Origin of the sequence: Streptomyces sp. WP-1 (assembly GCF_030450125.1) — a bacterium.
GTDB classification, from domain to species: domain Bacteria; phylum Actinomycetota; class Actinomycetes; order Streptomycetales; family Streptomycetaceae; genus Streptomyces; species Streptomyces incarnatus.
Genome location: NZ_CP123923.1, coordinates 2,362,578 through 2,385,619, shown reverse-complemented (window position 1 = coordinate 2,385,619; position 23,042 = coordinate 2,362,578). Strand labels below are relative to the sequence as shown.

Below are 23,042 nucleotides of genomic sequence, written 5' to 3'. Positions count from 1 at the left end.
CCGCAAAAGGTGCCCATGTCGGAAAAAATCCTCGGCACGTCTTTCGGGGTGAGGTCCCGCTCCGGCCTCGGCGGGTGCCCCGTAAGGTGGGCGCGAACCACCGATGGGAAGGACCCCAACCCCCGTGACCACCCCCGAGTCGCTCACGTTCCGCAGCGATGTCACCGTCGAGCTGGTGAAGTCCAGCGCTTCGGACGCCGACGTCCTCTTCGCCGCCCGCGTCTCCACCGCCGGTGAGCAGTCCCTGGACGAGCTGAAGAAGGACCCCGAGCGCTCCAAGGGCCTGATCAACTACCTGATGCGCGACCGGCACGGCAGCCCGTTCGAGCACAACTCGATGACCTTCTTCATCAGCGCCCCGATCTTCGTCTTCCGCGAGTTCATGCGGCACCGCGTGGGCTGGTCGTACAACGAGGAGTCCGGCCGCTACCGGGAGCTGGAGCCCGTCTTCTACGTCCCCGACACCGCCCGCAAACTCGTGCAGCAGGGCCGCCCCGGCAAGTACGTCTTCGTCGAGGGCACCCCGGAGCAGCACTCCGCCGTCAAGGGCACCCTGGAGGGGTCGTACGAGCAGTCGTACGCCGCCTACCAGCAGCTTCTCGCCGAGGGTGTCGCCCGCGAGGTCGCCCGCTCGGTGCTCCCCGTCGGCCTGTACTCCTCGATGTACGCCACCTGCAACGCGCGCTCCCTGATGCACTTCCTCGGTCTGCGCACCCAGCACGAGCTGGCCAAGGTGCCGTCCTTCCCGCAGCGGGAGATCGAGATGGTGGGCGAGAAGATGGAGGCGGAGTGGGCGAAGCTCATGCCGCTGACGTACGCCGCGTACAACGCGAACGGCCGCGTCGCGCCGTAGCGGGCCCCGGAACGGATGTACGGGTCAGCCTCCTGAAGTGTCCGTATTGCGGCATTTAGAGAAGTTCATCTAGCCTGATCAAACGGACCCGGCACTGCTTGAACCCCCGAGCAGGCAGTGCCGGGTTCCACTTTTGTCCTGACTTGCCCGGACCCCGAGGGCAGACCGCGCAGGGCGCACCGAGTAGCGTGTTACCCATGGCTCCGACCTCGACTCCGCAGACCCCCTTCGGGCGGGTCCTCACCGCCATGGTCACGCCCTTCACGGCGGACGGCGCACTCGACCTCGACGGCGCGCAGCGGCTCGCCGCCCACCTGGTGGACGCAGGCAACGACGGCCTGATCATCAACGGCACCACCGGCGAGTCCCCCACCACCAGCGACGCGGAGAAAGCGGACCTCGTACGAGCCGTCCTGGAAGCGGTCGGCGACCGCGCCCACGTCGTGGCCGGGGTCGGCACCAACGACACCCACCACAGCATCGAGCTGGCCCGGGAGGCCGAGCGCATCGGCGTCCACGGCCTCCTGGTCGTCACGCCGTACTACAACAAGCCCCCGCAGGAGGGCCTGTACCGGCACTTCACGGCCATCGCCGACGCGACCGGCCTGCCGAACATGCTCTACGACATCCCCGGCCGCAGCGGCGTCCCGATCAACACCGAGACGCTCGTCCGGCTTGCCGAGCACCCCCGGATCGTCGCCAACAAGGACGCCAAGGGCGACCTCGGCCGCGCCAGCTGGGCCATCGCCCAGTCCGGCCTCGCCTGGTACTCCGGCGACGACATGCTGAACCTGCCCCTGCTGTCCGTGGGCGCCGTCGGCTTCGTCTCGGTCGTCGGCCACCTGGTCACCCCGGACCTGCGCGCCCTGGTCGACGCGTACACCTCCGGTGACGTCGTCAAGGCCACCGAGATCCACCAGAAGCTGCTCCCGGTCTACACCGGCATGTTCCGCACCCAGGGCGTCATGACCACCAAGGCCGCGCTCGACCTGCTGGGACTGCCCGGCGGCCCGCTGCGCTCGCCCATGGTGGAGTGTTCCCCCGAGGAGATCGCCCAGCTCAAGATCGATCTTGCCGCCGGCGGGGTACAGCTCTGACAACAGACTTCAGCACCACCCGGACCCTCGCGGTCCAGAAGCTCCCGGAACCCTCCGGGGCTTCACAACTGAAGACACACAACTGAAGGCACACAACCGAATACGCGGGCACCGGTCCCGCACCCCACAACGACAACTGCTTCGCACGAACGTCATGCGCGCCACGTGCCCTACCGGTACGTGGCGTGTGTGGTTGAGGAGAGTCTTTTGAGTCATCCGCATCCTGAACTGGGCCCGCCCCCGCCGCTCCCCGAGGGCGGCCTGAGGGTCACCCCGCTCGGCGGTCTCGGCGAGATCGGCCGGAACATGACGGTCTTCGAGTACGGCGGCCGTCTGCTGATCGTCGACTGCGGAGTGCTCTTCCCCGAGGAGGAGCAGCCCGGAATCGACCTGATCCTGCCCGACTTCTCGTCCATCCGGGACCGCCTCGACGACATCGAGGGCATCGTCCTCACGCATGGCCACGAGGACCACATCGGCGGCGTCCCCTTCCTGCTCCGCGAGAAGCCGGACATCCCGCTGATCGGCTCCAAGCTGACCCTCGCGCTGATCGAGGCCAAGCTCCAGGAGCACCGCATCCGGCCGTACACGCTGGAGGTGGCCGAGGGGAACCGCGAGCGCATCGGCCCCTTCGACTGCGAGTTCATCGCCGTCAACCACTCCATCCCGGACGCCCTGGCCGTCGCCATCCGCACCCCCGCGGGCATGGTGGTGCACACCGGCGACTTCAAGATGGACCAGCTGCCGCTGGACAACCGTCTCACCGACCTGCACGCGTTCGCGCGGCTCAGCGACGAGGGCATCGACCTCCTGCTGACCGACTCCACGAACGCCGAGGTCCCCGGGTTCACCCCGCACGAGCGGGACATCTCCAGCGTGCTGCGCACGGTCTTCGCCGGCGCCGGCAAGCGGATCATCGTGGCGAGCTTCGCCAGCCACGTCCACCGCATCCAGCAGATCCTGGACGCGGCGCACGAGTACGGCCGCCGGGTCGCCTTCGTCGGCCGCTCCATGGTCCGCAACATGGGCATCGCCCGCGACCTCGGCTATCTGAAGGTCCCACCGGGCCTGGTGGTCGACGTCAAGACGCTGGACGACCTGCCCGACCACGAGGTGGTCCTGGTCTGCACGGGCTCCCAGGGCGAGCCGATGGCGGCGCTGTCCCGGATGGCCAACCGCGACCACCAGATCCGCATCGTCCACGGCGACACGGTCATCCTGGCCTCCTCGCTGATCCCCGGTAACGAGAACGCGGTCTACCGCGTGATCAACGGCCTGACCCGCTGGGGCGCCAACGTCGTCCACAAGGGCAACGCCAAGGTGCACGTCTCCGGTCACGCCTCCGCGGGCGAGCTGCTGTACTTCTACAACATCTGCCGCCCGAAGAACCTGATGCCGGTGCACGGCGAATGGCGCCATCTGCGTGCCAACGCCGAGCTGGGCGCGCTCACGGGTGTCCCGCACGACCGCATCGTCATCGCCGAGGACGGCGTGGTGGTGGACCTGGTCGAGGGCAAGGCCAAGATCTCCGGGAAGGTCCAGGCCGGCTACGTCTACGTCGACGGGCTCTCCGTCGGCGACGTGGGCGAGCCCGCGCTGAAGGACCGCAAGATCCTCGGCGACGAGGGCATCATCTCGGTCTTCGTGGTGGTGGACTCCTCCACCGGCAAGATCACCGGGGGCCCGCACATCCAGGCCCGCGGCTCCGGCATCGAGGACGCGGCCTTCACCGAGGTCGTCCCGAAGATCAACGAGGTCCTGGAGCGGTCCGCCCAGGACGGCGTCGTGGAGCCGCACCAGCTCCAGCAGCTGATCCGCCGCACGCTCGGCAAGTGGGTCTCGGACAACTACCGCCGCAGGCCGATGATCCTGCCTGTGGTCGTGGAGGTCTGACGACCCGTCGGCTCGGACCGGGAGCGGGGCGCCTCGATTTGCATCGGGGCGCCCCGCTCCAGTACGTTTACGACCTCGCCCGGTTGGGAACCCCAGCACTTCACGTGCTGGACAAGGTTGCCCAGGACCGGGAGGGAAATCCGACTCAGAACTTCTGATAAAGTCGGAACCGCCGGAAAGGGAAACGCGAAAGCGGAAACCTGGAAAGCGCCGAGGAAATCGGATCGGAAAGATCTGATAGAGTCGGAAACACGAAGGGAAGCCCGGAGGAAAGCCCGAGAGGGTGAGTACAAAGGAAGCGACCGTTCCTTGAGAACTCAACAGCGTGCCAAAAGTCAACGCCAGATATGTTGATACCCCGTCTCCGGTCATCACGACCGGGACGTGGTTCCTTTGAAATAAACACAGCGAGGACGCTGTGAACGGTCGGACTATTCCTCCGACCGTTCCGCTCTTCAGTTTGTGCACCGGCTGAAATGTTTTTCGGCCGAGTAAACATTCACGGAGAGTTTGATCCTGGCTCAGGACGAACGCTGGCGGCGTGCTTAACACATGCAAGTCGAACGATGAAGCCCTTCGGGGTGGATTAGTGGCGAACGGGTGAGTAACACGTGGGCAATCTGCCCTGCACTCTGGGACAAGCCCTGGAAACGGGGTCTAATACCGGATATGACCGTCTTGGGCATCCTTGACGGTGTAAAGCTCCGGCGGTGCAGGATGAGCCCGCGGCCTATCAGCTTGTTGGTGAGGTAACGGCTCACCAAGGCGACGACGGGTAGCCGGCCTGAGAGGGCGACCGGCCACACTGGGACTGAGACACGGCCCAGACTCCTACGGGAGGCAGCAGTGGGGAATATTGCACAATGGGCGAAAGCCTGATGCAGCGACGCCGCGTGAGGGATGACGGCCTTCGGGTTGTAAACCTCTTTCAGCAGGGAAGAAGCGAAAGTGACGGTACCTGCAGAAGAAGCGCCGGCTAACTACGTGCCAGCAGCCGCGGTAATACGTAGGGCGCAAGCGTTGTCCGGAATTATTGGGCGTAAAGAGCTCGTAGGCGGCTTGTCACGTCGGTTGTGAAAGCCCGGGGCTTAACCCCGGGTCTGCAGTCGATACGGGCAGGCTAGAGTTCGGTAGGGGAGATCGGAATTCCTGGTGTAGCGGTGAAATGCGCAGATATCAGGAGGAACACCGGTGGCGAAGGCGGATCTCTGGGCCGATACTGACGCTGAGGAGCGAAAGCGTGGGGAGCGAACAGGATTAGATACCCTGGTAGTCCACGCCGTAAACGGTGGGCACTAGGTGTGGGCAACATTCCACGTTGTCCGTGCCGCAGCTAACGCATTAAGTGCCCCGCCTGGGGAGTACGGCCGCAAGGCTAAAACTCAAAGGAATTGACGGGGGCCCGCACAAGCGGCGGAGCATGTGGCTTAATTCGACGCAACGCGAAGAACCTTACCAAGGCTTGACATACACCGGAAAGCATTAGAGATAGTGCCCCCCTTGTGGTCGGTGTACAGGTGGTGCATGGCTGTCGTCAGCTCGTGTCGTGAGATGTTGGGTTAAGTCCCGCAACGAGCGCAACCCTTGTCCCGTGTTGCCAGCAGGCCCTTGTGGTGCTGGGGACTCACGGGAGACCGCCGGGGTCAACTCGGAGGAAGGTGGGGACGACGTCAAGTCATCATGCCCCTTATGTCTTGGGCTGCACACGTGCTACAATGGCCGGTACAATGAGCTGCGATACCGTGAGGTGGAGCGAATCTCAAAAAGCCGGTCTCAGTTCGGATTGGGGTCTGCAACTCGACCCCATGAAGTCGGAGTCGCTAGTAATCGCAGATCAGCATTGCTGCGGTGAATACGTTCCCGGGCCTTGTACACACCGCCCGTCACGTCACGAAAGTCGGTAACACCCGAAGCCGGTGGCCCAACCCCTTGTGGGAGGGAGCTGTCGAAGGTGGGACCAGCGATTGGGACGAAGTCGTAACAAGGTAGCCGTACCGGAAGGTGCGGCTGGATCACCTCCTTTCTAAGGAGCACTTCTTACCGGGCTCTGCTCGGTCAGAGGCCAGTACATCAGCGCATGTCTGATGCTGGTTGCTCATGGGTGGAACGTTGACTACTCGGCACAGATGGTTCGGATGGAATCACCAGTACTGCTTCGGCGTGGAACGTGATGATCATCGGCTGGCTGTGTCGGGCACGCTGTTGGGTGTCTGAGGGAATGATCTGATCTTCTCCTCAGTCGCCGGCCCCAGTGCACTCGGACCTGTTGATGGTTCGGGGTGATGGGTGGCTGGTCGTTGTTTGAGAACTGCACAGTGGACGCGAGCATCTGTGGCCAAGTTTTTAAGGGCGCACGGTGGATGCCTTGGCACCAGGAACCGATGAAGGACGTGGGAGGCCGCGATAGTCCCCGGGGAGTCGTCAACCAGGCTTTGATCCGGGGGTTTCCGAATGGGGAAACCCGGCAGTCGTCATGGGCTGTCACCCTTGCCTGAACACATAGGGCAAGTGGAGGGAACGAGGGGAAGTGAAACATCTCAGTACCCTCAGGAAGAGAAAACAACCGTGATTCCGGGAGTAGTGGCGAGCGAAACCGGATGAGGCCAAACCGTATGCGTGTGATACCCGGCAGGGGTTGCGTGTGCGGGGTTGTGGGATCTCTCTTCTACGGTCTGCCGGCCGTAGGGCGAGTCAGAAACCGTTGATGTAGACGAAGGACATGCGAAAGGTCCGGCGTAGAGGGTAAGACCCCCGTAGTCGAAATGTCAGCGGCTTGCTTGAGAGACACCCAAGTAGCACGGGGCCCGAGAAATCCCGTGTGAATCTGGCGGGACCACCCGCTAAGCCTAAATATTCCCTGGTGACCGATAGCGGATAGTACCGTGAGGGAATGGTGAAAAGTACCCCGGGAGGGGAGTGAAATAGTACCTGAAACCGTGTGCCTACAAGCCGTGGGAGCGTCGGATGCAGCTTGCTGCATCTCGTGACTGCGTGCCTTTTGAAGAATGAGCCTGCGAGTTTGCGGTGTGTTGCGAGGTTAACCCGGGTGGGGAAGCCGTAGCGAAAGCGAGTCCGAACAGGGCGATTTTAGTAGCACGCTCAAGACCCGAAGCGGAGTGATCTAGCCATGGGCAGGTTGAAGCGGAGGTAAGACTTCGTGGAGGACCGAACCCACCAGGGTTGAAAACCTGGGGGATGACCTGTGGTTAGGGGTGAAAGGCCAATCAAACTCCGTGATAGCTGGTTCTCCCCGAAATGCATTTAGGTGCAGCGTCGTGTGTTTCTTGCCGGAGGTAGAGCACTGGATAGGCGATGGGCCCTACCGGGTTACTGACCTTAGCCAAACTCCGAATGCCGGTAAGTGAGAGCGCGGCAGTGAGACTGTGGGGGATAAGCTCCATGGTCGAGAGGGAAACAGCCCAGAGCATCGACTAAGGCCCCTAAGCGTACGCTAAGTGGGAAAGGATGTGGAGTCGCACAGACAACCAGGAGGTTGGCTTAGAAGCAGCCACCCTTGAAAGAGTGCGTAATAGCTCACTGGTCTAGTGATTCCGCGCCGACAATGTAGCGGGGCTCAAGCGTACCGCCGAAGTCGTGTCATTCACATAATAGCCCCAACGGGTGTGTGGATGGGTAGGGGAGCGTCGTCTGCCGGGTGAAGCAGCACCGGAAGGTAGTTGTGGACGGTTGACGAGTGAGAATGCAGGCATGAGTAGCGATACACACGTGAGAAACGTGTGCGCCGATTGACTAAGGGTTCCTGGGTCAAGCTGATCTGCCCAGGGTAAGTCGGGACCTAAGGCGAGGCCGACAGGCGTAGTCGATGGATAACCGGTTGATATTCCGGTACCCGCTGTGAAGCGTCAAACATCGAGCATCGTGATGCTAAGGCCGTGAAGCCGCCCTGATCTCTTCGGAGTTGAGGGGAGTGGTGGAGCCGCTGAACCGAGCGGTTAGTAGATGAGTGATGGGGTGACGCAGGAAGGTAGTCCATCCCGGGCGGTGGTTGTCCCGGGGTAAGGGTGTAGCCCGAGTGGTAGGTAAATCCGCCACTCATGAGGGTGAGACCTGATGCCGAGCCGATTGTGGTGAAGTGGATGATCCTATGCTGTCGAGAAAAGCCTCTAGCGAGTTTCATGGCGGCCCGTACCCTAAACCGACTCAGGTGGTCAGGTAGAGAATACCGAGGCGTTCGGGTGAACTATGGTTAAGGAACTCGGCAAAATGCCCCCGTAACTTCGGGAGAAGGGGGGCCACACTCGGTGATGACCTTTACGGTCTGAGCTGGGGGTGGCCGCAGAGACCAGCGAGAAGCGACTGTTTACTAAAAACACAGGTCCGTGCGAAGCCGTAAGGCGATGTATACGGACTGACGCCTGCCCGGTGCTGGAACGTTAAGGGGACCGGTTAGCTCCATTTCGGTGGGGCGAAGCTGAGAACTTAAGCGCCAGTAAACGGCGGTGGTAACTATAACCATCCTAAGGTAGCGAAATTCCTTGTCGGGTAAGTTCCGACCTGCACGAATGGCGTAACGACTTCTCGACTGTCTCAACCATAGGCCCGGTGAAATTGCACTACGAGTAAAGATGCTCGTTTCGCGCAGCAGGACGGAAAGACCCCGGGACCTTTACTACAGTTTGATATTGGTGTTCGGTTCGGCTTGTGTAGGATAGCTGGGAGACTGTGAAGCTCATACGCCAGTGTGGGTGGAGTCGTCGTTGAAATACCAGTCTGGTCGTGCTGGATGTCTAACCTGGGTCCGTGATCCGGATCAGGGACAGTGTCTGATGGGTAGTTTAACTGGGGCGGTTGCCTCCTAAAGGGTAACGGAGGCGCCCAAAGGTTCCCTCAGCCTGGTTGGTAATCAGGTGTTGAGTGTAAGTGCACAAGGGAGCTTGACTGTGAGACCGACGGGTCGAGCAGGGACGAAAGTCGGGACTAGTGATCCGGCGGTGGCTTGTGGAAGCGCCGTCGCTCAACGGATAAAAGGTACCCCGGGGATAACAGGCTGATCTTCCCCAAGAGTCCATATCGACGGGATGGTTTGGCACCTCGATGTCGGCTCGTCGCATCCTGGGGCTGGAGTCGGTCCCAAGGGTTGGGCTGTTCGCCCATTAAAGCGGTACGCGAGCTGGGTTTAGAACGTCGTGAGACAGTTCGGTCCCTATCCGCTGTGCGCGTAGGAGTCTTGAGAAGGGCTGTCCCTAGTACGAGAGGACCGGGACGGACGAACCTCTGGTGTGCCAGTTGTTCTGCCAAGGGCATGGCTGGTTGGCTACGTTCGGGAGGGATAACCGCTGAAAGCATCTAAGCGGGAAGCCTGCTTCGAGATGAGGACTCCCACCCACTTGATGGGGTAAGGCTCCCAGTAGACGACTGGGTTGATAGGCCGGATCTGGAAGCCAGGTAACTGGTGGAGGTGACCGGTACTAATAGGCCGAGGGCTTGTCCTCAGTTGCTCGCGTCCACTGTGTTGGTTCTGAAACCACGAACAACCAAAGTGCCGGTTGATAGTTTCATAGTGTTTCGGTGGTTATAGCGTTAGGGAAACGCCCGGTTACATTCCGAACCCGGAAGCTAAGCCTTTCAGCGCCGATGGTACTGCAGGGGGGACCCTGTGGGAGAGTAGGACGCCGCCGAACAATTTTTCAAAAGGTCGGATCCTGAACTTCGGTTCAGGGTCCGACCTTTTTTTGTTCTGCGTAACGTGTCGTTCACCCTGTGCGCCGACCATCCCTCACATGGGAACCTCCGCAATGCTCAGGGCGGCCGGCGTCGGAGTCGGTGACGAGGTCGTCGTACCGGCCTTCGGGAACGTCGAGGTCGCCGAGGCAGTGACCCTGGCCGGCGCGCTCCCCGTGTTCGCCGACATAGACCCCGTGACCTACTGCCTGGACCCCGAGGCGGTCGAGGCGGCCGTAACCTCCCGCACCGCGGCCGTCGTTGTCGTCCACCGCTTCGGCCGGCGGGCCGACACCGGGCGGCTGCACGCCCTGGGGCAGCGGCACGAGCTGCTGGTCCTGGAGCAGGGCGAGTCCGAGGTGGCGCCCGACGAGACGGCGCAACGGCGGGAGCGGGCCGCCTACTTGGACACCAAGCTGAAGGGCGTGCGGACCCCGGACGGAGGGGACGGACACACCTACCAGCAGTACGTGGTGCGGGTGCCCGGCAACGGACGGCCGGACCGGGACGCCTTCGCACGCGCCCTGCGGGCCAAGGGAGTCGACTGCCGGGTACCGGTGAAGACACCCGTGCACCGGCTGCCGGAATTCCGCCGCTGCGTGTCCCTGCCGCAGACCGAACTGGCCGCCGACGAGACGCTCGCGCTGCCCGTCGACGCCTCACTGACCAAACGGGAGATGCACCGCGTCGCCGCGGCCTGCAACGCCCTCGGCGGACTGCTCCAGCCCGCCTTCTGACCGGCTCCCGAACGAATTTGGGAAGTCGGGCCGGTTCGGGGTACAGTTTCTTTGTCGCCGCGAGGGAAACCTCGAAAACGACAGGCCCCTATAGCTCAGTCGGTAGAGCGTCTCCATGGTAAGGAGAAGGTCAACGGTTCGATTCCGTTTGGGGGCTCGCAAATAAAAGGCCCCACCCTTTCGGGTGGGGCCTTTTTGCTGTGCCCGGGAGCGGCCCCCGAGCCGCCCCCGGTTCAGCCCTCGTCGGGGTGCAGGCCCGGGACCCGCATCGCCAGAATGGCCATGTCGTCCGACGGGGCGTCGGACGCGAAGCGCTCCACCGCGCGCATGATCCGGGCGGCGACCGCGCCCGCCGTCAGACCCGTACACGTGGTGAGGACGTCGGCGAGACCGTCGTCGCCCAGCATGCGGGAGCCCTCGCGGCGCTCGGTGACGCCGTCCGTGACGCAGAGCAGCACATCGCCGGGATCGAGGGTGACCCTCTCCTCGTACAGCTCCAGGTCCTCGATGACGCCCAGCAGGGGCTGTGGTTCGGCGGCCGGGGTGACCGTGCCGTCCTGGCGCAGGCGCAGCGGCAGCGGATGCCCGGCGCAGACCACCTTCAGCTCGGCGCTGCCGTCCGGCTGGGGCCGCAGCTCGCCGTAAAGGAGTGTCAGGAACCGGCTGCGGTCGCCCTCGTCGAGAATGGCCGAGTTCAGCCGTTCCAGAACCGCGGGGCCGCTGAGGCCCTCGCGGGCCAGCAGGCGCAGGGCGTGCCGGGCGAGGCCGGTGACCGCCGCCGCGTTGGGTCCCGTACCGCAGACGTCGCCGATGGCGAAGCCGTAGGCGCCGTTGCCGATGGGGAAGAGGTCGTAGAAGTCGCCGCCCACCTCGTTGCCCTCGCCCGCCGCGCGGTAGATGACCTCCACCTCGACGCCGTCGATGTGCGGGGTGCCGGGCGGCAGCAGGCTGCGCTGGAGGGCCTGGCTGATGGCCGTGCGCTCCGAGTACAGGCGGGCGTTGTCCAGGGCGAGAGCGGCCCGGCGGGACAGGTCCTCGGCCAGTTCCAGGATCTCCTGGCGGAAGTGTTCGTCGGTGGGCTTGCCGAGGACCAGCATGCCGATGACCCGGTTGCGGGCGACGAGCGGCAGAACGACCGTTTCGCCACCGACCGCGGAGGCCGTGGCGAGGGTCGGGCCGATGCCCGCGGTGATCCGGTGCGTGGCGCCGTCGGCCAGGCCCAGGGTGCGCATGGAGGTGCGCAGGGCGGCCTGGTGGGCGACCTCGCCCGGGGCCGTCCACACGCGGGCGCCGGGTGTGGGCACCGGGTCCGGCGGGGCGATCTTCGACAGCAACGACTTGATGCCGTCGATGAGTTCCTCGTCCTCGTGCAGCACGTACGACAGATACGGGTCCGAGGCCTGGTCGGCGATGGTGTAGACGGCGCACCAGGTGGCCAGGGTGGGAACGGTCATCTGGGCCATGAGGGCCAGCGTCTGGTCGCGGTCCAGGGTGCCCGCCAGCAGATCGGACGCCTCGACCAGGAAGCTCAGGGAGCCGCGCCGCAGCCGCTCCAGCTCGCCGAGGCGCGCCGACTCCACGGCCAGGGCGATGCGGTCGGCGGCGAACTGGAGGCGCAGCGCCTCCTCGTTGGAGTACCGGCCCGATGCCTCCGCGGCGACGCCGAGGGAGCCGGTGAGGCGGCCCTCGACCTTCAGCGGGACGGTGACGACCGAGCGCATACCGGTGCCGCCGAGCAGCGGGACGGCGCCGGGGACGGCGCTGAGGTCGTCGTGGACGGCGGGCATGCGGGCGGAGCCGTAGCGGCCGGGGCCGGCCTCCACGGGGACGCGGGCGAAGCGCTGGCGGGCGGAGGGCAGCCCGGTGGAGGCGCGCACCTCCAGCTCGGTCTCGTCGTCGGTGGCCAGCAGCAGGAACGCGGAGTCGCCGTCGAGCATGTCGCGGGCGCGTTCCACGGTGCGCTGGAGCAGGCCGTCGAGGTCGTCGGGGGCGGGGGAGCCGATGAAGACCTCGAAGGGGTCGGCGCTCTGGCCGTCCTGCGCGGTGCCCTGGTCGCCGGCCGGGACCCGGGTGGGTGTCTGGAGTACGGCGCGCTCGTGGTCGCGCACCAGCAGGCACACGGTGGAGGGCTCGCCGCCGGTGTCGCGCACGCGCAGGTGGGAGGCGTACACCTGGTTGACGCGGCCGTCGGCGCCGCGGATGCCGTAGCTGCCCTCCCAGCGGGAGAGCTGGAGGGCCTCGGCGACGCCGGTGCTGGTGCCGGGGGTGTGCGGCCAGGCGGCGAGGTCGGTCAGCGGCCTGCCGACGGCCTCCGCCGCCGGGTGGCCGAAGAGGTGCTCCGCGTCCTCGTTCCAGGAGGTGATGGTGCCCTTGCGGTCGATCTGGAGGACGGCGACGCGGACCCGGCCGTCGGCGACCGGCAGCAGGTCGGCGGGGAGGGCGGGGCCGGCGGTGCGGGTGCCGACCGGTCGTTCGGGCAGGTTGAGCTGGAACCAGACGTGCTTGTGGGTCGGCGTGTAGTCGACGCCCCAGCGGGTGGCCAGGGCGGCGCAGAGCTGGAGGCCGCGGCCGCCCTCGCGGTCGGGGCTGGCCATGGGGCTGGCGGAGGTCTGGAGCGGGACCTCGCGCTCGGGGTAGTGGTCGGAGACCTCGATGCGCACCCCGTCGTCGGTGCGCAGGCACAGCACCTCCGCGTGGGTGCCCGCGTGCACGACCGCGTTGGTCACCAGTTCGCTCGTGAGGACGACGGCGTCGTCGACGATGTCGGCGAAGCCCCAGCCCTGGAGTGTGTCGCGGACGAAGGACCGGGCGGTCGCCACGGATCGTCCGACGGGCTCGAAACTGGCGGCCGCGCGCGCGGTGATCACAGAACTCCTCGGCCGGTTGTCGGTGGGCGGGGCGGGCAGGGCGGATTGGCCGGCCGGGTCGAGCCGCTGCTGCGGCATCGGCGCGTCGGACGGCCGCTGTTCCGGGGGCTGTCCCCCCGGGATCAGTCCGGTGGTCATGGTCTGCGGCCGCCCCTCCGATGCCCGCTCGTACTGGTGCCACCGCCCAGGCCGGACGGGACCGGTGCGGCTGGACAGCCGGATGCAAGGTTACTTACCTTCGCCGTCCGAGCGGGTGCCGGTCGCCGGTGTTTACCCCCCAGGGTGTGCGGACGATGTGCGAAGCTGCCGAACTGTTATGGCCTGGTTCGGGCAGGGTGAAACACTGGGCAAGCTTCTGATGAAGGTCGGGTCGCACCGCGTGTGTTCCGTGCGCGGCGGGCAGCAGCCCTTGGTGTGGCCGGATCTCGTCTGGCAGAAATACGCAGCAGTAACCGGTACGCGGAAGTAACCGGTATGCCGAAGACCGGTATGCCGGGCGGAAGCGTCCCGCTAGGGCAGCAAGGGTCGATCCCCCGGGAGGGACACAGTGGAGTCTGGCGCAGCGACGCGTGGCGGGAAGACGCGCGCGAAGGGCGGACCGTCCCTGGGCAGGAGTGGCGGCACCACCGAGGTGGACACCGCTGCCCTGAACCGGCTGCTGGCGGCCCTCGTGTCGATGCGTGACGGCAACTTCCGCAAACGCCTGACGGTCTCCGGGGACGGCGTGATGTCGGAGATCTCGGCGGTCTTCAACGAGGTGGCCGACCGCAATCTGCATCTGACCGGCGAGCTGTCCCGGGTGCGGCGCATGGTCGGCCGTGAGGGAAAACTCACGGAGCGGCTGGAGACGGGGGCCTGCGAGGGCTCCTGGGCGACGGCGATCGACCACTCCAACGCGCTGGTGGACGATCTCGTACGACCGGTCTCCGAGGTCGGCCGGGTGCTCACCGCGGTCGCGGAGGGCGATCTGTCGCCGCGCATGGAGCTGCGCACACAGGCGCCGGACGGCGGCACCGGGCATCCGCTGCGGGGCGAGTTCCTGAAGGTCGGCCGGACCGTCAACAACCTGGTCGACCAGTTGTCGACGTTCACCGACGAGGTCACCCGGGTGGCCAGCGAGGTCGGTACCGAGGGAAAGCTCGGCGGCCAGGCCCGGGTGCGGGGCATGTCGGGTTCCTGGAAGGACCTGACGGAGTCCGTCAACACGATGGCGGACCGGCTCACCGCGCAGGTGCGGGACATCGCCCTGGTGACGACGGCGGTCGCCAAGGGTGATCTGTCGCGCAAGGTGACCGTGCATGTCGCGGGCGAGATGCTGGAGCTGAAGAACACCGTCAACACGATGGTCGATCAGCTTTCGGCCTTCTCCTCGGAGGTCACCAGGGTGGCCCGGGAGGTGGGTACCGAGGGCATCCTCGGCGGCCGCGCGCAGGTGCCCGAGGTGGCCGGCGTGTGGAAGGAGCTGACCGACTCCGTCAACACGATGGCGGGCAATCTGACCGCCCAGGTGCGTGGGATCTCGCAGGTCACCACGGCGGTGGCGAACGGTGATCTGTCGCAGAAGGTGACGGTGCAGGCGCGCGGCGAGGTGGCGCAGCTCGCCGAGACGATCAACCAGATGACCGAGACGCTGCGGATCTTCGCGGACGAGGTCACACGCGTGGCGAACGAGGTCGGCGCGGAGGGGCGGCTCGGCGGCCAGGCGAACGTGCCGGGTGCGGCCGGGACCTGGAAGGACCTGACGGATTCGGTCAACACGGTGTTCCGGAACCTGACGACCCAGGTGCGGGACATCGCCGCCGTGACGACCGCGGTGGCCAACGGCGATCTCTCGCAGAAGGTCACGGTGGACGTGGCCGGCGAGATGCTGGAGCTGAAGAACACCGTCAACGGGATGGTGGACCAGCTGTCGTCCTTCGGTGCCGAGGTGACGCGGGTCGCGCGGGAGATCGGGGTCGAGGGCGAGCTGGGCGGCCAGGCGCAGGTGCCGGGCGCGGCGGGGACGTGGAAGGACCTGACGGACTCCGTCAACACCGCGTTCCGAAACCTCACCGGCCAGGTGCGCAATATCGCCCAGGTGACGACGGCGGTGGCGAACGGCGATCTGTCGCAGAAGGTCACCGTGGACGTCTCCGGCGAGATGCTCAAGCTGAAGAACACCGTGAACACGATGGTGGACCAGCTGTCGAGCTTCGCCGACCAGGTCACGCGGATGGCGCGGGACGTGGGTACGGAGGGCCGGCTGGGCGGCCAGGCGCAGGTGGACGGCGTGTCGGGCACCTGGAAGGAGCTGACGGACTCCGTCAACTTCATGGCCGGAAACCTCACGTCCCAGGTGCGCAACATCGCCCAGGTGACGACTGCGGTGGCCAACGGCGATCTCTCGCAGAAGATCGACGTGGACGCGCGGGGCGAGATCCTGGAGCTGAAGGACACGATCAACACCATGGTCGATCAGCTGTCCGCCTTCGCCGACCAGGTGACCCGGGTGGCCCGGGACGTGGGTACGGAGGGCCGGCTGGGCGGTCAGGCGCAGGTGCCCGGTGTCGCCGGTGTGTGGCGGGACCTGACGGACTCGGTGAACGGCATGGCCGGGAACCTGACGGCCCAGGTGCGCAACATCGCGCAGGTCGCCACCGCGGTGGCGGGCGGTGACCTCTCCCAGAAGATCACCGTGGACGCGCGCGGCGAGATCCTGGAGCTGAAGAACACCCTGAACACGATGGTGGACCAGCTGTCGTCGTTCGCCCAGGAGGTCACCAGGGTGGCCCGTGAGGTGGGTACGGAGGGCATCCTCGGCGGTCAGGCCGAGGTGCAGGGGGTCTCCGGCACCTGGAAGGACCTCACGCAGTCGGTGAACTTCATGGCGAACAACCTGACGATCCAGGTGCGCAACATCGCCGAGGTCACCACCGCGGTCGCCAAGGGCGATCTGTCGAAGAAGATCACGGTCGACGCCAAGGGCGAGATCCTGGAGCTGGTCACGACCGTCAACACCATGGTCGTCCAGCTGTCGTCGTTCGCCGAGCAGGTGACCCGGGTGGCCCGCGAGGTGGGCACCGAGGGCATGCTCGGCGGCCAGGCGCATGTGCCGGGTGTCACCGGCATCTGGAAGGACCTGAGCAATAACGTCAACCTGATGGCCAACAACCTGACCATGCAGGTGCGCAACATCTCCCAGGTGGCCTCGGCGGTCGCCAACGGCGATCTGACGCGGCAGGTGACCATCGAGGCGAGCGGCGAGGTCGCGCAGCTCGCCGACACCATCAACACGATGGTCAAGACGCTGAGTTCGTTCGCCGACCAGGTCACCAAGGTGGCCCGGGAGGTGGGCACGGACGGCATCCTGGGCGGCCAGGCGCATGTGCCGGGCGTGGCGGGCACCTGGAAGGACCTCACCGAGTCGGTGAACCAGATGGCGTCCAACCTGACCGGCCAGGTGCGCAACATCGCGATGGTCACCACGGCGATCGCCAAGGGCGACCTGACCAAGAAGATCGACATCGACGCCCGGGGCGAGATCCTGGAGCTGAAGACGACGATCAACACGATGGTCGACCAGCTGTCCAGCTTCGCCGAGGAGGTCACGCGCGTGGCCCGCGAGGTGGGCACGGAGGGCCAGCTGGGCGGTCAGGCGCGGGTGCGGGACGTGGACGGCACCTGGCGGGACCTGACGGAGTCGGTGAACGAGATGGCCGGGAACCTGACCCGGCAGGTGCGCGCCATCGCGCGGGTGGCGACCGCGGTGACCCGCGGCGACCTGAACCTGAAGATCGACGTGGACGCGTCCGGCGAGATCCAGGAACTCCAGGACTACATCAACAAGATGATCGCGAACCTGCGCGACACCACGATCGCCAACAAGGAGCAGGACTGGCTCAAGGGCAACCTGGCCCGGATCTCCGCGCTCATGCAGGGCCGCCGCGACCTCCAGGACGTGGCCTCGCTGATCATGAGCGAGCTGACGCCGGTGGTCTCCGCGCAGCACGGCGCGTTCTTCCTGGCGATGTCCCGCATGGAGGGCAAGGACGCCGGCGACGGCAAGGACGCCTACGAGCTGCGCATGCTGGGCTCGTACGGTTACTCGATGGGCTCCATGCCGACGTCGTTCCGGCCGGGCGAGGCGCTGGTCGGTACGGCCGCCCAGGAGAAGCGCACCATCCTGGTCTCGGACGCGCCGAACGGTTATCTGAAGATCTCCTCCGGGCTCGGCGAGGCCCCGCCCGCGCAGGTGATCGTGCTGCCGGTGCTGTTCGAGGACACCGTGCTCGGGGTGATCGAACTGGCCTCCTTCACGCCGTTCACGCAGATCCAGAAGGACTTCCTGAACCAGATCGCCGAGGTGATCGCGACCAGCGTCAACACCATCTCGGTCAACACCAAGACCGAGCAGCTGCTGGAGCAGTCGCAGGAGCTGACCGAGCAACTGCGCGAGCGTTCGGCGGAGTTGGAGAACCGGCAGAAGGCGCTCCAGGACTCCAACGCCGAACTGGAGGAGAAGGCCGAGCTGCTGGCCCGGCAGAACCGGGACATCGAGGTGAAGAACACCGAGATCGAGGAGGCGCGGCAGGTCCTGGAGGAGCGCGCCGAGCAACTCGCGGTGTCCATGCGCTACAAGAGCGAGTTCCTGGCCAACATGTCGCACGAGCTGCGCACGCCGCTGAACTCGCTGCTGATCCTGGCCAAGCTGCTCGCGGACAACGCCGAGGGCAATCTGTCGCCCAAGCAGGTCGAGTTCGCCGAGACCATCCACGGCGCGGGTTCCGATCTGCTCCAGCTGATCAACGACATCCTGGACCTCGCGAAGGTCGAGGCGGGCAAGATGGACGTCTCGCCGACCCGGATCGCGCTCGTCCAGCTCGTGGACTACGTGGAGGCCACCTTCCGGCCGCTGACCGCGGAGAAGGGCCTGGACCTGTCGGTGCGGGTCTCCCCGGAGCTGCCCGCGACCCTGCACACCGACGAGCAGCGGCTGCTCCAGGTGCTGCGCAACCTGCTGTCCAACGCGGTGAAGTTCACCGACTCCGGGTCGGTGGAGCTGGTCATCCGGCCCGCGGGCGCGGATGTGCCGCAGAACATCCGGGAGCAGTTGCTGGAGGCGGGGTCGCTCACCGATCCGGACGGCGAGCTGATCGCGTTCTCGGTGACGGACACCGGTATCGGGATCGCGGCCAGCAAGATGCGGGTGATCTTCGAGGCGTTCAAGCAGGCGGACGGCACCACGAGCCGCAAGTACGGCGGCACCGGCCTCGGTCTGTCGATCTCGCGGGAGATCGCGCAGCTGCTCGGCGGTGAGATCCACGCGCAGAGCGAACCGGGCCGCGGCTCCACGTTCACGCTGTACCTGCCGCTGTACCCGAGCGAGCTGCCGCCGCAGGGCTACCAGCAGTCGGTGGCCCCGCTGGAGGCCGGCGACCTGGCGGCCTCCGAGGCGGAGCGGTCCTCGCAGCTGTCCGCCTCCGAGATCGAGACGCCGGCCGAGTTCAAGTCGTACCTGGAGATGCAGAACGGGCCCGCGGCGCTCTTCCGGCGCCGCAGGCGGAGCCTGCCGCAGGGCGAGCAGCGCGCCGAGCAGTGGGCGGCGGCGCTCGAGCAGGACGGCGAGCCGCAGTCCGCGCGCGGGGTGCGTTTCGGCGGCCAGAAGGTGCTGATCGTCGACGACGACATCCGCAATGTCTTCGCGCTCACCAGCGTCCTCGAACAGCACGGCCTTTCGGTGCTGTACGCCGAGAACGGCCGCGAGGGCATCGAGGTCCTGGAGCAGCACGACGACCTGGCGGTCGTCCTGATGGACATCATGATGCCGGAGATGGACGGCTACGCGACGACCACGGCGATCCGCAGGATGCCGCAGTTCGCCGGGCTGCCGATCATCGCGCTGACCGCGAAGGCGATGAAGGGCGACCGGGAGAAGGCGATCGAGGCGGGTGCCTCCGACTACGTGACCAAGCCGGTCGATTCGGACCACCTGCTGCACGTGCTCCAGCAGTGGATGGGGGGGAAGTGACGGGATCGGCCGACCACGGTGTGAACACCCGGGGAACCCCCGTCCGGTGCGCGGAGTTGTGCGCTTAAGGTGGTCGGAGACGTATGGGAACGTGGGGTTCCGGGAACCATCCGGGTGCCCCCCGCGTTTCTGCTGTGTGCACGGTGACATCGCGGTGACAGGGTGTGGCGACAAGCGGGGTGCGGCTACGATGACCGGCACAAGGACGGGCGGCGAAAGGGAGTCGTCCCCTGGGGCGGCGCCCGGTGTACCGCCGGGGCGAGGAGGGCGGGCCATGGTGCAGAAGGCCAAGATCCTCCTGGTCGATGACCGGCCGGAGAATCTGCTGGCGCTGGAGGCCATCCTCTCTGCGCTCGATCAGACGCTGGTGCGGGCATCGAGCGGGGAGGAAGCGCTCAAAGCACTGCTCACGGACGATTTCGCGGTCATTCTGCTGGACGTCCAGATGCCGGGCATGGACGGGTTCGAGACAGCGGCGCACATCAAGCGGCGCGAGCGGACCCGGGACATCCCGATCATCTTCCTCACCGCGATCAACCACGGCCCGCACCACACCTTCCGGGGTTACGCGGCCGGCGCGGTGGACTACATCTCCAAGCCGTTCGACCCGTGGGTGCTGCGCGCCAAGGTCTCGGTGTTCGTCGAGCTGTACATGAAGAACTGCCAGCTGCGCGAGCAGGCGGCGCTGCTGCGGCTCCAGTTGGAGGGCGGCGGCAAGGGCGCGGTCGGCGGCAAGGAGTCGGCCGGACTGCTCGCCGAGCTGTCCGCACGGCTCGCGGCCGTCGAGGAGCAGGCGGAGGCGCTGTCCAAACAGCTGGACGACGACTCCGCGGACGCGGCGGCGGTCGCCACGGCGGCCCATCTGGAGCGCAAACTCACCGGACTGCGCCGCGCCCTCGACGCCCTGGAGCCGGGCACCGGCGCGGGCGGTCCCGCGGTGTCGCCGGCCAACTGAGCCGTCCGGAGGCTCCCGTTGCCCATGAGCCCACGTCAGTTCCGCGCCCCGGCAGGGGCGACACGAACGGGTGAAGCTGTGGGCACACGTGTCCGTCGTCGTCTCCCCCGGTAACCTCACACCCATGGCCTCACGTCCCTCCGCAGCCAAGAAGCAGCCCGCGAAGAAGGCTGCCGCTCCCGCGAAGGGCCCGGCGAAGAAGGCCGTCGCCGCGAAGAAGGCCCCGGCCAGGAAGGCGCCCGCGAAGAAGGCGCCCGCCCGCACGGCCCCGGTCAGGAAGGCGCCGCCGAGGCCGGTGCCCAGCCCCACGGGGGGCGTGTACCGCCTGGCGCGCGCCCTCTGGCTCGGACTCGCGCACGCGGTCGGCGCCGTCTTCCGCGGCATAGGGCAGGGCGCCAAGAACCTCGACCCGGCCCATCGCAAGGACGGCGTGGCGCTGCTGCTGTTCGGCATCGCGCTGATCGTCGCCGCCGGCACCTGGGCCGACCTCAAGGGCCCCGTCGGCGACTTGGTGGAGATCCTGGTCACCGGCGCCTTCGGCCGGCTCGACCTGCTGGTGCCGATACTGCTCGCGGTGATCGCCGTACGACTCATCCGGCACCCGGAGAAGCCGGAGGCCAACGGGCGGATCGTGATCGGCCTGTCCGCGCTGCTGATCGGGGTGCTCGGCCAGGTCCACATCGCGTGCGGCTCGCCCGCCCGCAGCGACGGCATGCAGGCCATAAGGGACGCCGGCGGCCTCATCGGCTGGGCGGCGGCCACCCCGCTGACGTACACCGTGACCGAGATGCTCGCCGTGCCGCTGCTGGTGCTGCTGACCGTCTTCGGACTGCTCGTGGTGACCGCCACCCCCGTCAACGCCATCCCGCAGCGGCTGCGCGCCCTCGGGGTGCGCCTCGGCGTGCTGCACGAGCACGAGCCGGAGGAGTACGGCGAGGACGACGAGCGCTACGAGGAGCAGTGGCGCGAGGCGCTGCCCGCGCGCTCCCGCGGCCGCTCGGGCGGCCCCCGGGCGTACGACCCCGACGAGGCCGAGGAAGAGGCCCTCTCCAGCCGTCGCGGGCGCCCCAGGCGCTCCGCGGTGCCCCAGCCGGACCCGCGGCGCCGGATGGACGCCGTGGACGTGGCCGCCGCCGCTGCCGCCGCGCTCGACGGCGCCGTGCAGCACGGCCTGCCGCCGTCCCCGCTGGTCGCCGATCTCACCCAGGGCGTCAGCGTCGGCGACCGCGAGGAGACCACGCCGGTCCCCGCTGCCGAGGAGACCGCGACCCCGGACGCCGGGCCGGCCGCCGCCGAGCCCGCCGCCAAGGCCGCGGCCCCGCCCGCCAAGCCGGTCCCGGCCGCCCGCCCGGAGCAGGGCAGGGGCTCCGTCGTACCCGACCTCACGAAGAAGGCCCCCGAGGAGCCGCGCGAGCTGCCCGCGCGCGCGGAGCAGCTGCAGCTGGCCGGCGACATCACCTACTCGCTGCCCGCCCTGGACCTGCTCCAGCGCGGCGGACCCGGCAAGGTGCGCAGCGAGGCCAACGACGCCATAGTCGCCTCGCTCACCCAGGTCTTCACCGAGTTCAAGGTCGACGCGGCCGTCACCGGCTTCACCCGCGGTCCGACGGTCACCCGTTACGAGGTCGCGCTCGGCCCGGCCGTGAAGGTGGAGCGGATCACCGCGCTCACCAAGAACATCGCGTACGCCGTCGCCAGCCCGGACGTGCGGATCATCAGCCCCATCCCCGGCAAGTCCGCGGTGGGCATCGAGATCCCGAACACCGACCGGGAGATGGTCAACCTCGGCGACGTGCTGCGGCTCGCGGAGTCCGCCGAGGACGACGACCCGATGCTGGTCGCCTTCGGCAAGGACGTCGAGGGCGGCTACGTCATGCACTCGCTGGCGAAGATGCCGCACATGCTGGTCGCCGGCGCCACCGGCTCCGGCAAGTCGTCCTGCATCAACTGCCTGATCACCTCGATCATGATGCGGGCGACCCCGGAGGACGTGCGGATGATCCTGGTCGACCCCAAGCGGGTCGAGCTGACCGCCTACGAGGGCATCCCGCACCTGATCACACCGATCATCACCAACCCCAAGCGGGCCGCCGAGGCGCTCCAGTGGGTGGTGCGCGAGATGGACCTGCGCTACGACGACCTCGCGGCCTACGGCTTCCGGCACATCGACGACTTCAACCGGGCCGTGCGCGAGGGCAGGGCCAAGCCGCCGGAGGGCAGCGAGCGCGAGCTCCAGCCGTACCCGTACCTGCTGGTGATCGTGGACGAGCTGGCCGACCTGATGATGGTCGCCCCGCGCGACGTCGAGGACTCGATCGTGCGCATCACCCAGCTCGCGCGCGCCGCCGGCATCCACCTGGTGCTCGCCACCCAGCGCCCCTCCGTCGACGTGGTCACCGGTCTGATCAAGGCCAATGTGCCCTCCCGGCTCGCTTTCGCCACCTCCTCGCTGGCCGACTCCCGCGTCATCCTCGACCAGCCCGGCGCCGAGAAGCTGATCGGCAAGGGCGACGGCCTCTTCCTGCCGATGGGCGCCAACAAGCCGACCCGTATGCAGGGCGCCTTCGTGACCGAGGAGGAGGTCGCGGAGGTCGTACGGCACTGCAAGGCGCAGATGACGCCGGTCTTCCGGGAAGACGTCACGGTCGGCACCAAGCAGAAGAAGGAGATCGACGAGGACATCGGCGACGACCTGGACCTGTTGTGCCAGGCGGCCGAACTCGTGGTGTCCACCCAGTTCGGGTCCACGTCCATGCTCCAGCGCAAGCTGCGCGTCGGCTTCGCCAAGGCCGGCCGGCTGATGGACCTCATGGAGTCCCGCAACATCGTGGGACCCAGCGAGGGATCCAAGGCGCGTGACGTTCTGGTGAAACCCGACGATCTCGACGGCGTGCTCGCCGTGATTCGCGGCGAATCCGAGGGATAGTAATAAGAGCCGCCCGGTTCCGCAC

At 66.8% G+C, this 23,042-nt stretch carries 8 protein-coding genes, 1 tRNA gene and 3 rRNA genes; 11 read left to right on the top strand and 1 reads right to left on the bottom strand.

Annotated features, from left to right (window positions below; translation table 11 throughout):
* The first annotated feature begins 103 nt into the window (after positions 1–103).
* From thyX to QHG49_RS09985, 8 genes are all read left to right on the top strand, one after another.
* The gene (gene thyX, locus QHG49_RS10020; protein WP_159705581.1) at positions 104–853 is read left to right on the top strand and encodes an FAD-dependent thymidylate synthase; all 750 of its coding nucleotides are present in this window, start codon (positions 104–106) and stop codon (positions 851–853) included.
* 197 nt (positions 854–1,050) lie between these two features.
* Positions 1,051–1,950: a 4-hydroxy-tetrahydrodipicolinate synthase gene (gene dapA / locus QHG49_RS10015; RefSeq protein WP_301488719.1), complete on the top strand. Its 900-nt coding sequence runs from the start codon at positions 1,051–1,053 to the stop codon at positions 1,948–1,950.
* Positions 1,951–2,157: 207 nt separating this feature from the next.
* The gene (locus QHG49_RS10010; RefSeq protein ID WP_159705587.1) at positions 2,158–3,843 is read left to right on the top strand and encodes a ribonuclease J; all 1,686 of its coding nucleotides are present in this window, start codon (positions 2,158–2,160) and stop codon (positions 3,841–3,843) included.
* Positions 3,844–4,341: 498 nt separating this feature from the next.
* Positions 4,342–5,866, top strand: a 16S ribosomal RNA gene (locus QHG49_RS10005).
* Positions 5,867–6,176: 310 nt separating this feature from the next.
* Positions 6,177–9,296, top strand: a 23S ribosomal RNA gene (locus tag QHG49_RS10000).
* Between the two features lie 72 nt (positions 9,297–9,368).
* Positions 9,369–9,485 (top strand): 5S ribosomal RNA (gene rrf / locus QHG49_RS09995).
* Together the 16S, 23S and 5S rRNA genes form the textbook arrangement of a ribosomal RNA operon.
* A gap of 114 nt (positions 9,486–9,599) precedes the next feature.
* Positions 9,600–10,262 carry a DegT/DnrJ/EryC1/StrS family aminotransferase gene (locus QHG49_RS09990; RefSeq protein WP_301492746.1) on the top strand — a complete coding sequence of 221 codons (663 nt, stop codon included), beginning with the start codon at positions 9,600–9,602 and terminating at the stop codon, positions 10,260–10,262.
* An 84-nt stretch (positions 10,263–10,346) separates the two neighbouring features.
* Positions 10,347–10,419: transfer RNA gene (locus tag QHG49_RS09985), tRNA-Thr, on the top strand.
* A 76-nt stretch (positions 10,420–10,495) separates the two neighbouring features.
* Here QHG49_RS09985 and QHG49_RS09980 read toward each other — a convergent pair.
* Positions 10,496–13,267: a SpoIIE family protein phosphatase gene (locus QHG49_RS09980; RefSeq protein WP_145492545.1), complete on the bottom strand. Its 2,772-nt coding sequence runs from the start codon at positions 13,265–13,267 to the stop codon at positions 10,496–10,498.
* Between the two features lie 409 nt (positions 13,268–13,676).
* Between QHG49_RS09980 and QHG49_RS09975 the strand changes: the two genes are divergently transcribed.
* The 3 genes from QHG49_RS09975 (at position 13,677) to QHG49_RS09965 (ending at position 23,017) form a co-directional block, all read left to right on the top strand.
* Positions 13,677–19,136 (top strand): HAMP domain-containing protein, encoded by a 5,460-nt coding sequence (locus tag QHG49_RS09975; protein WP_301488716.1) that lies wholly within the window; start codon positions 13,677–13,679, stop codon positions 19,134–19,136.
* Between the two features lie 274 nt (positions 19,137–19,410).
* Positions 19,411–20,091, top strand: a complete 681-nt coding sequence (locus QHG49_RS09970; protein WP_085566856.1) for a two-component system response regulator — start codon at positions 19,411–19,413, stop codon at positions 20,089–20,091.
* 124 nt (positions 20,092–20,215) lie between these two features.
* The gene (locus tag QHG49_RS09965) at positions 20,216–23,017 is read left to right on the top strand and encodes a DNA translocase FtsK (RefSeq protein ID WP_301488714.1); all 2,802 of its coding nucleotides are present in this window, start codon (positions 20,216–20,218) and stop codon (positions 23,015–23,017) included.
* Positions 23,018–23,042: the final 25 nt, after the last annotated feature.

Coding starts and splice junctions, on each gene's coding strand:
- thyX (WP_159705581.1), top strand. CDS start 104: ATGGGAAGGACCCCAACCCCCGTGACCACCCCCGAGTCGCTCACGTTC.
- dapA (WP_301488719.1), top strand. CDS start 1,051: ATGGCTCCGACCTCGACTCCGCAGACCCCCTTCGGGCGGGTCCTCACC.
- QHG49_RS09990 (WP_301492746.1), top strand. CDS start 9,600: ATGCTCAGGGCGGCCGGCGTCGGAGTCGGTGACGAGGTCGTCGTACCG.
- QHG49_RS09980 (WP_145492545.1), bottom strand. CDS start 13,267: ATGACCACCGGACTGATCCCGGGGGGACAGCCCCCGGAACAGCGGCCG.
- QHG49_RS09970 (WP_085566856.1), top strand. CDS start 19,411: ATGGTGCAGAAGGCCAAGATCCTCCTGGTCGATGACCGGCCGGAGAAT.
- QHG49_RS09965 (WP_301488714.1), top strand. CDS start 20,216: ATGGCCTCACGTCCCTCCGCAGCCAAGAAGCAGCCCGCGAAGAAGGCT.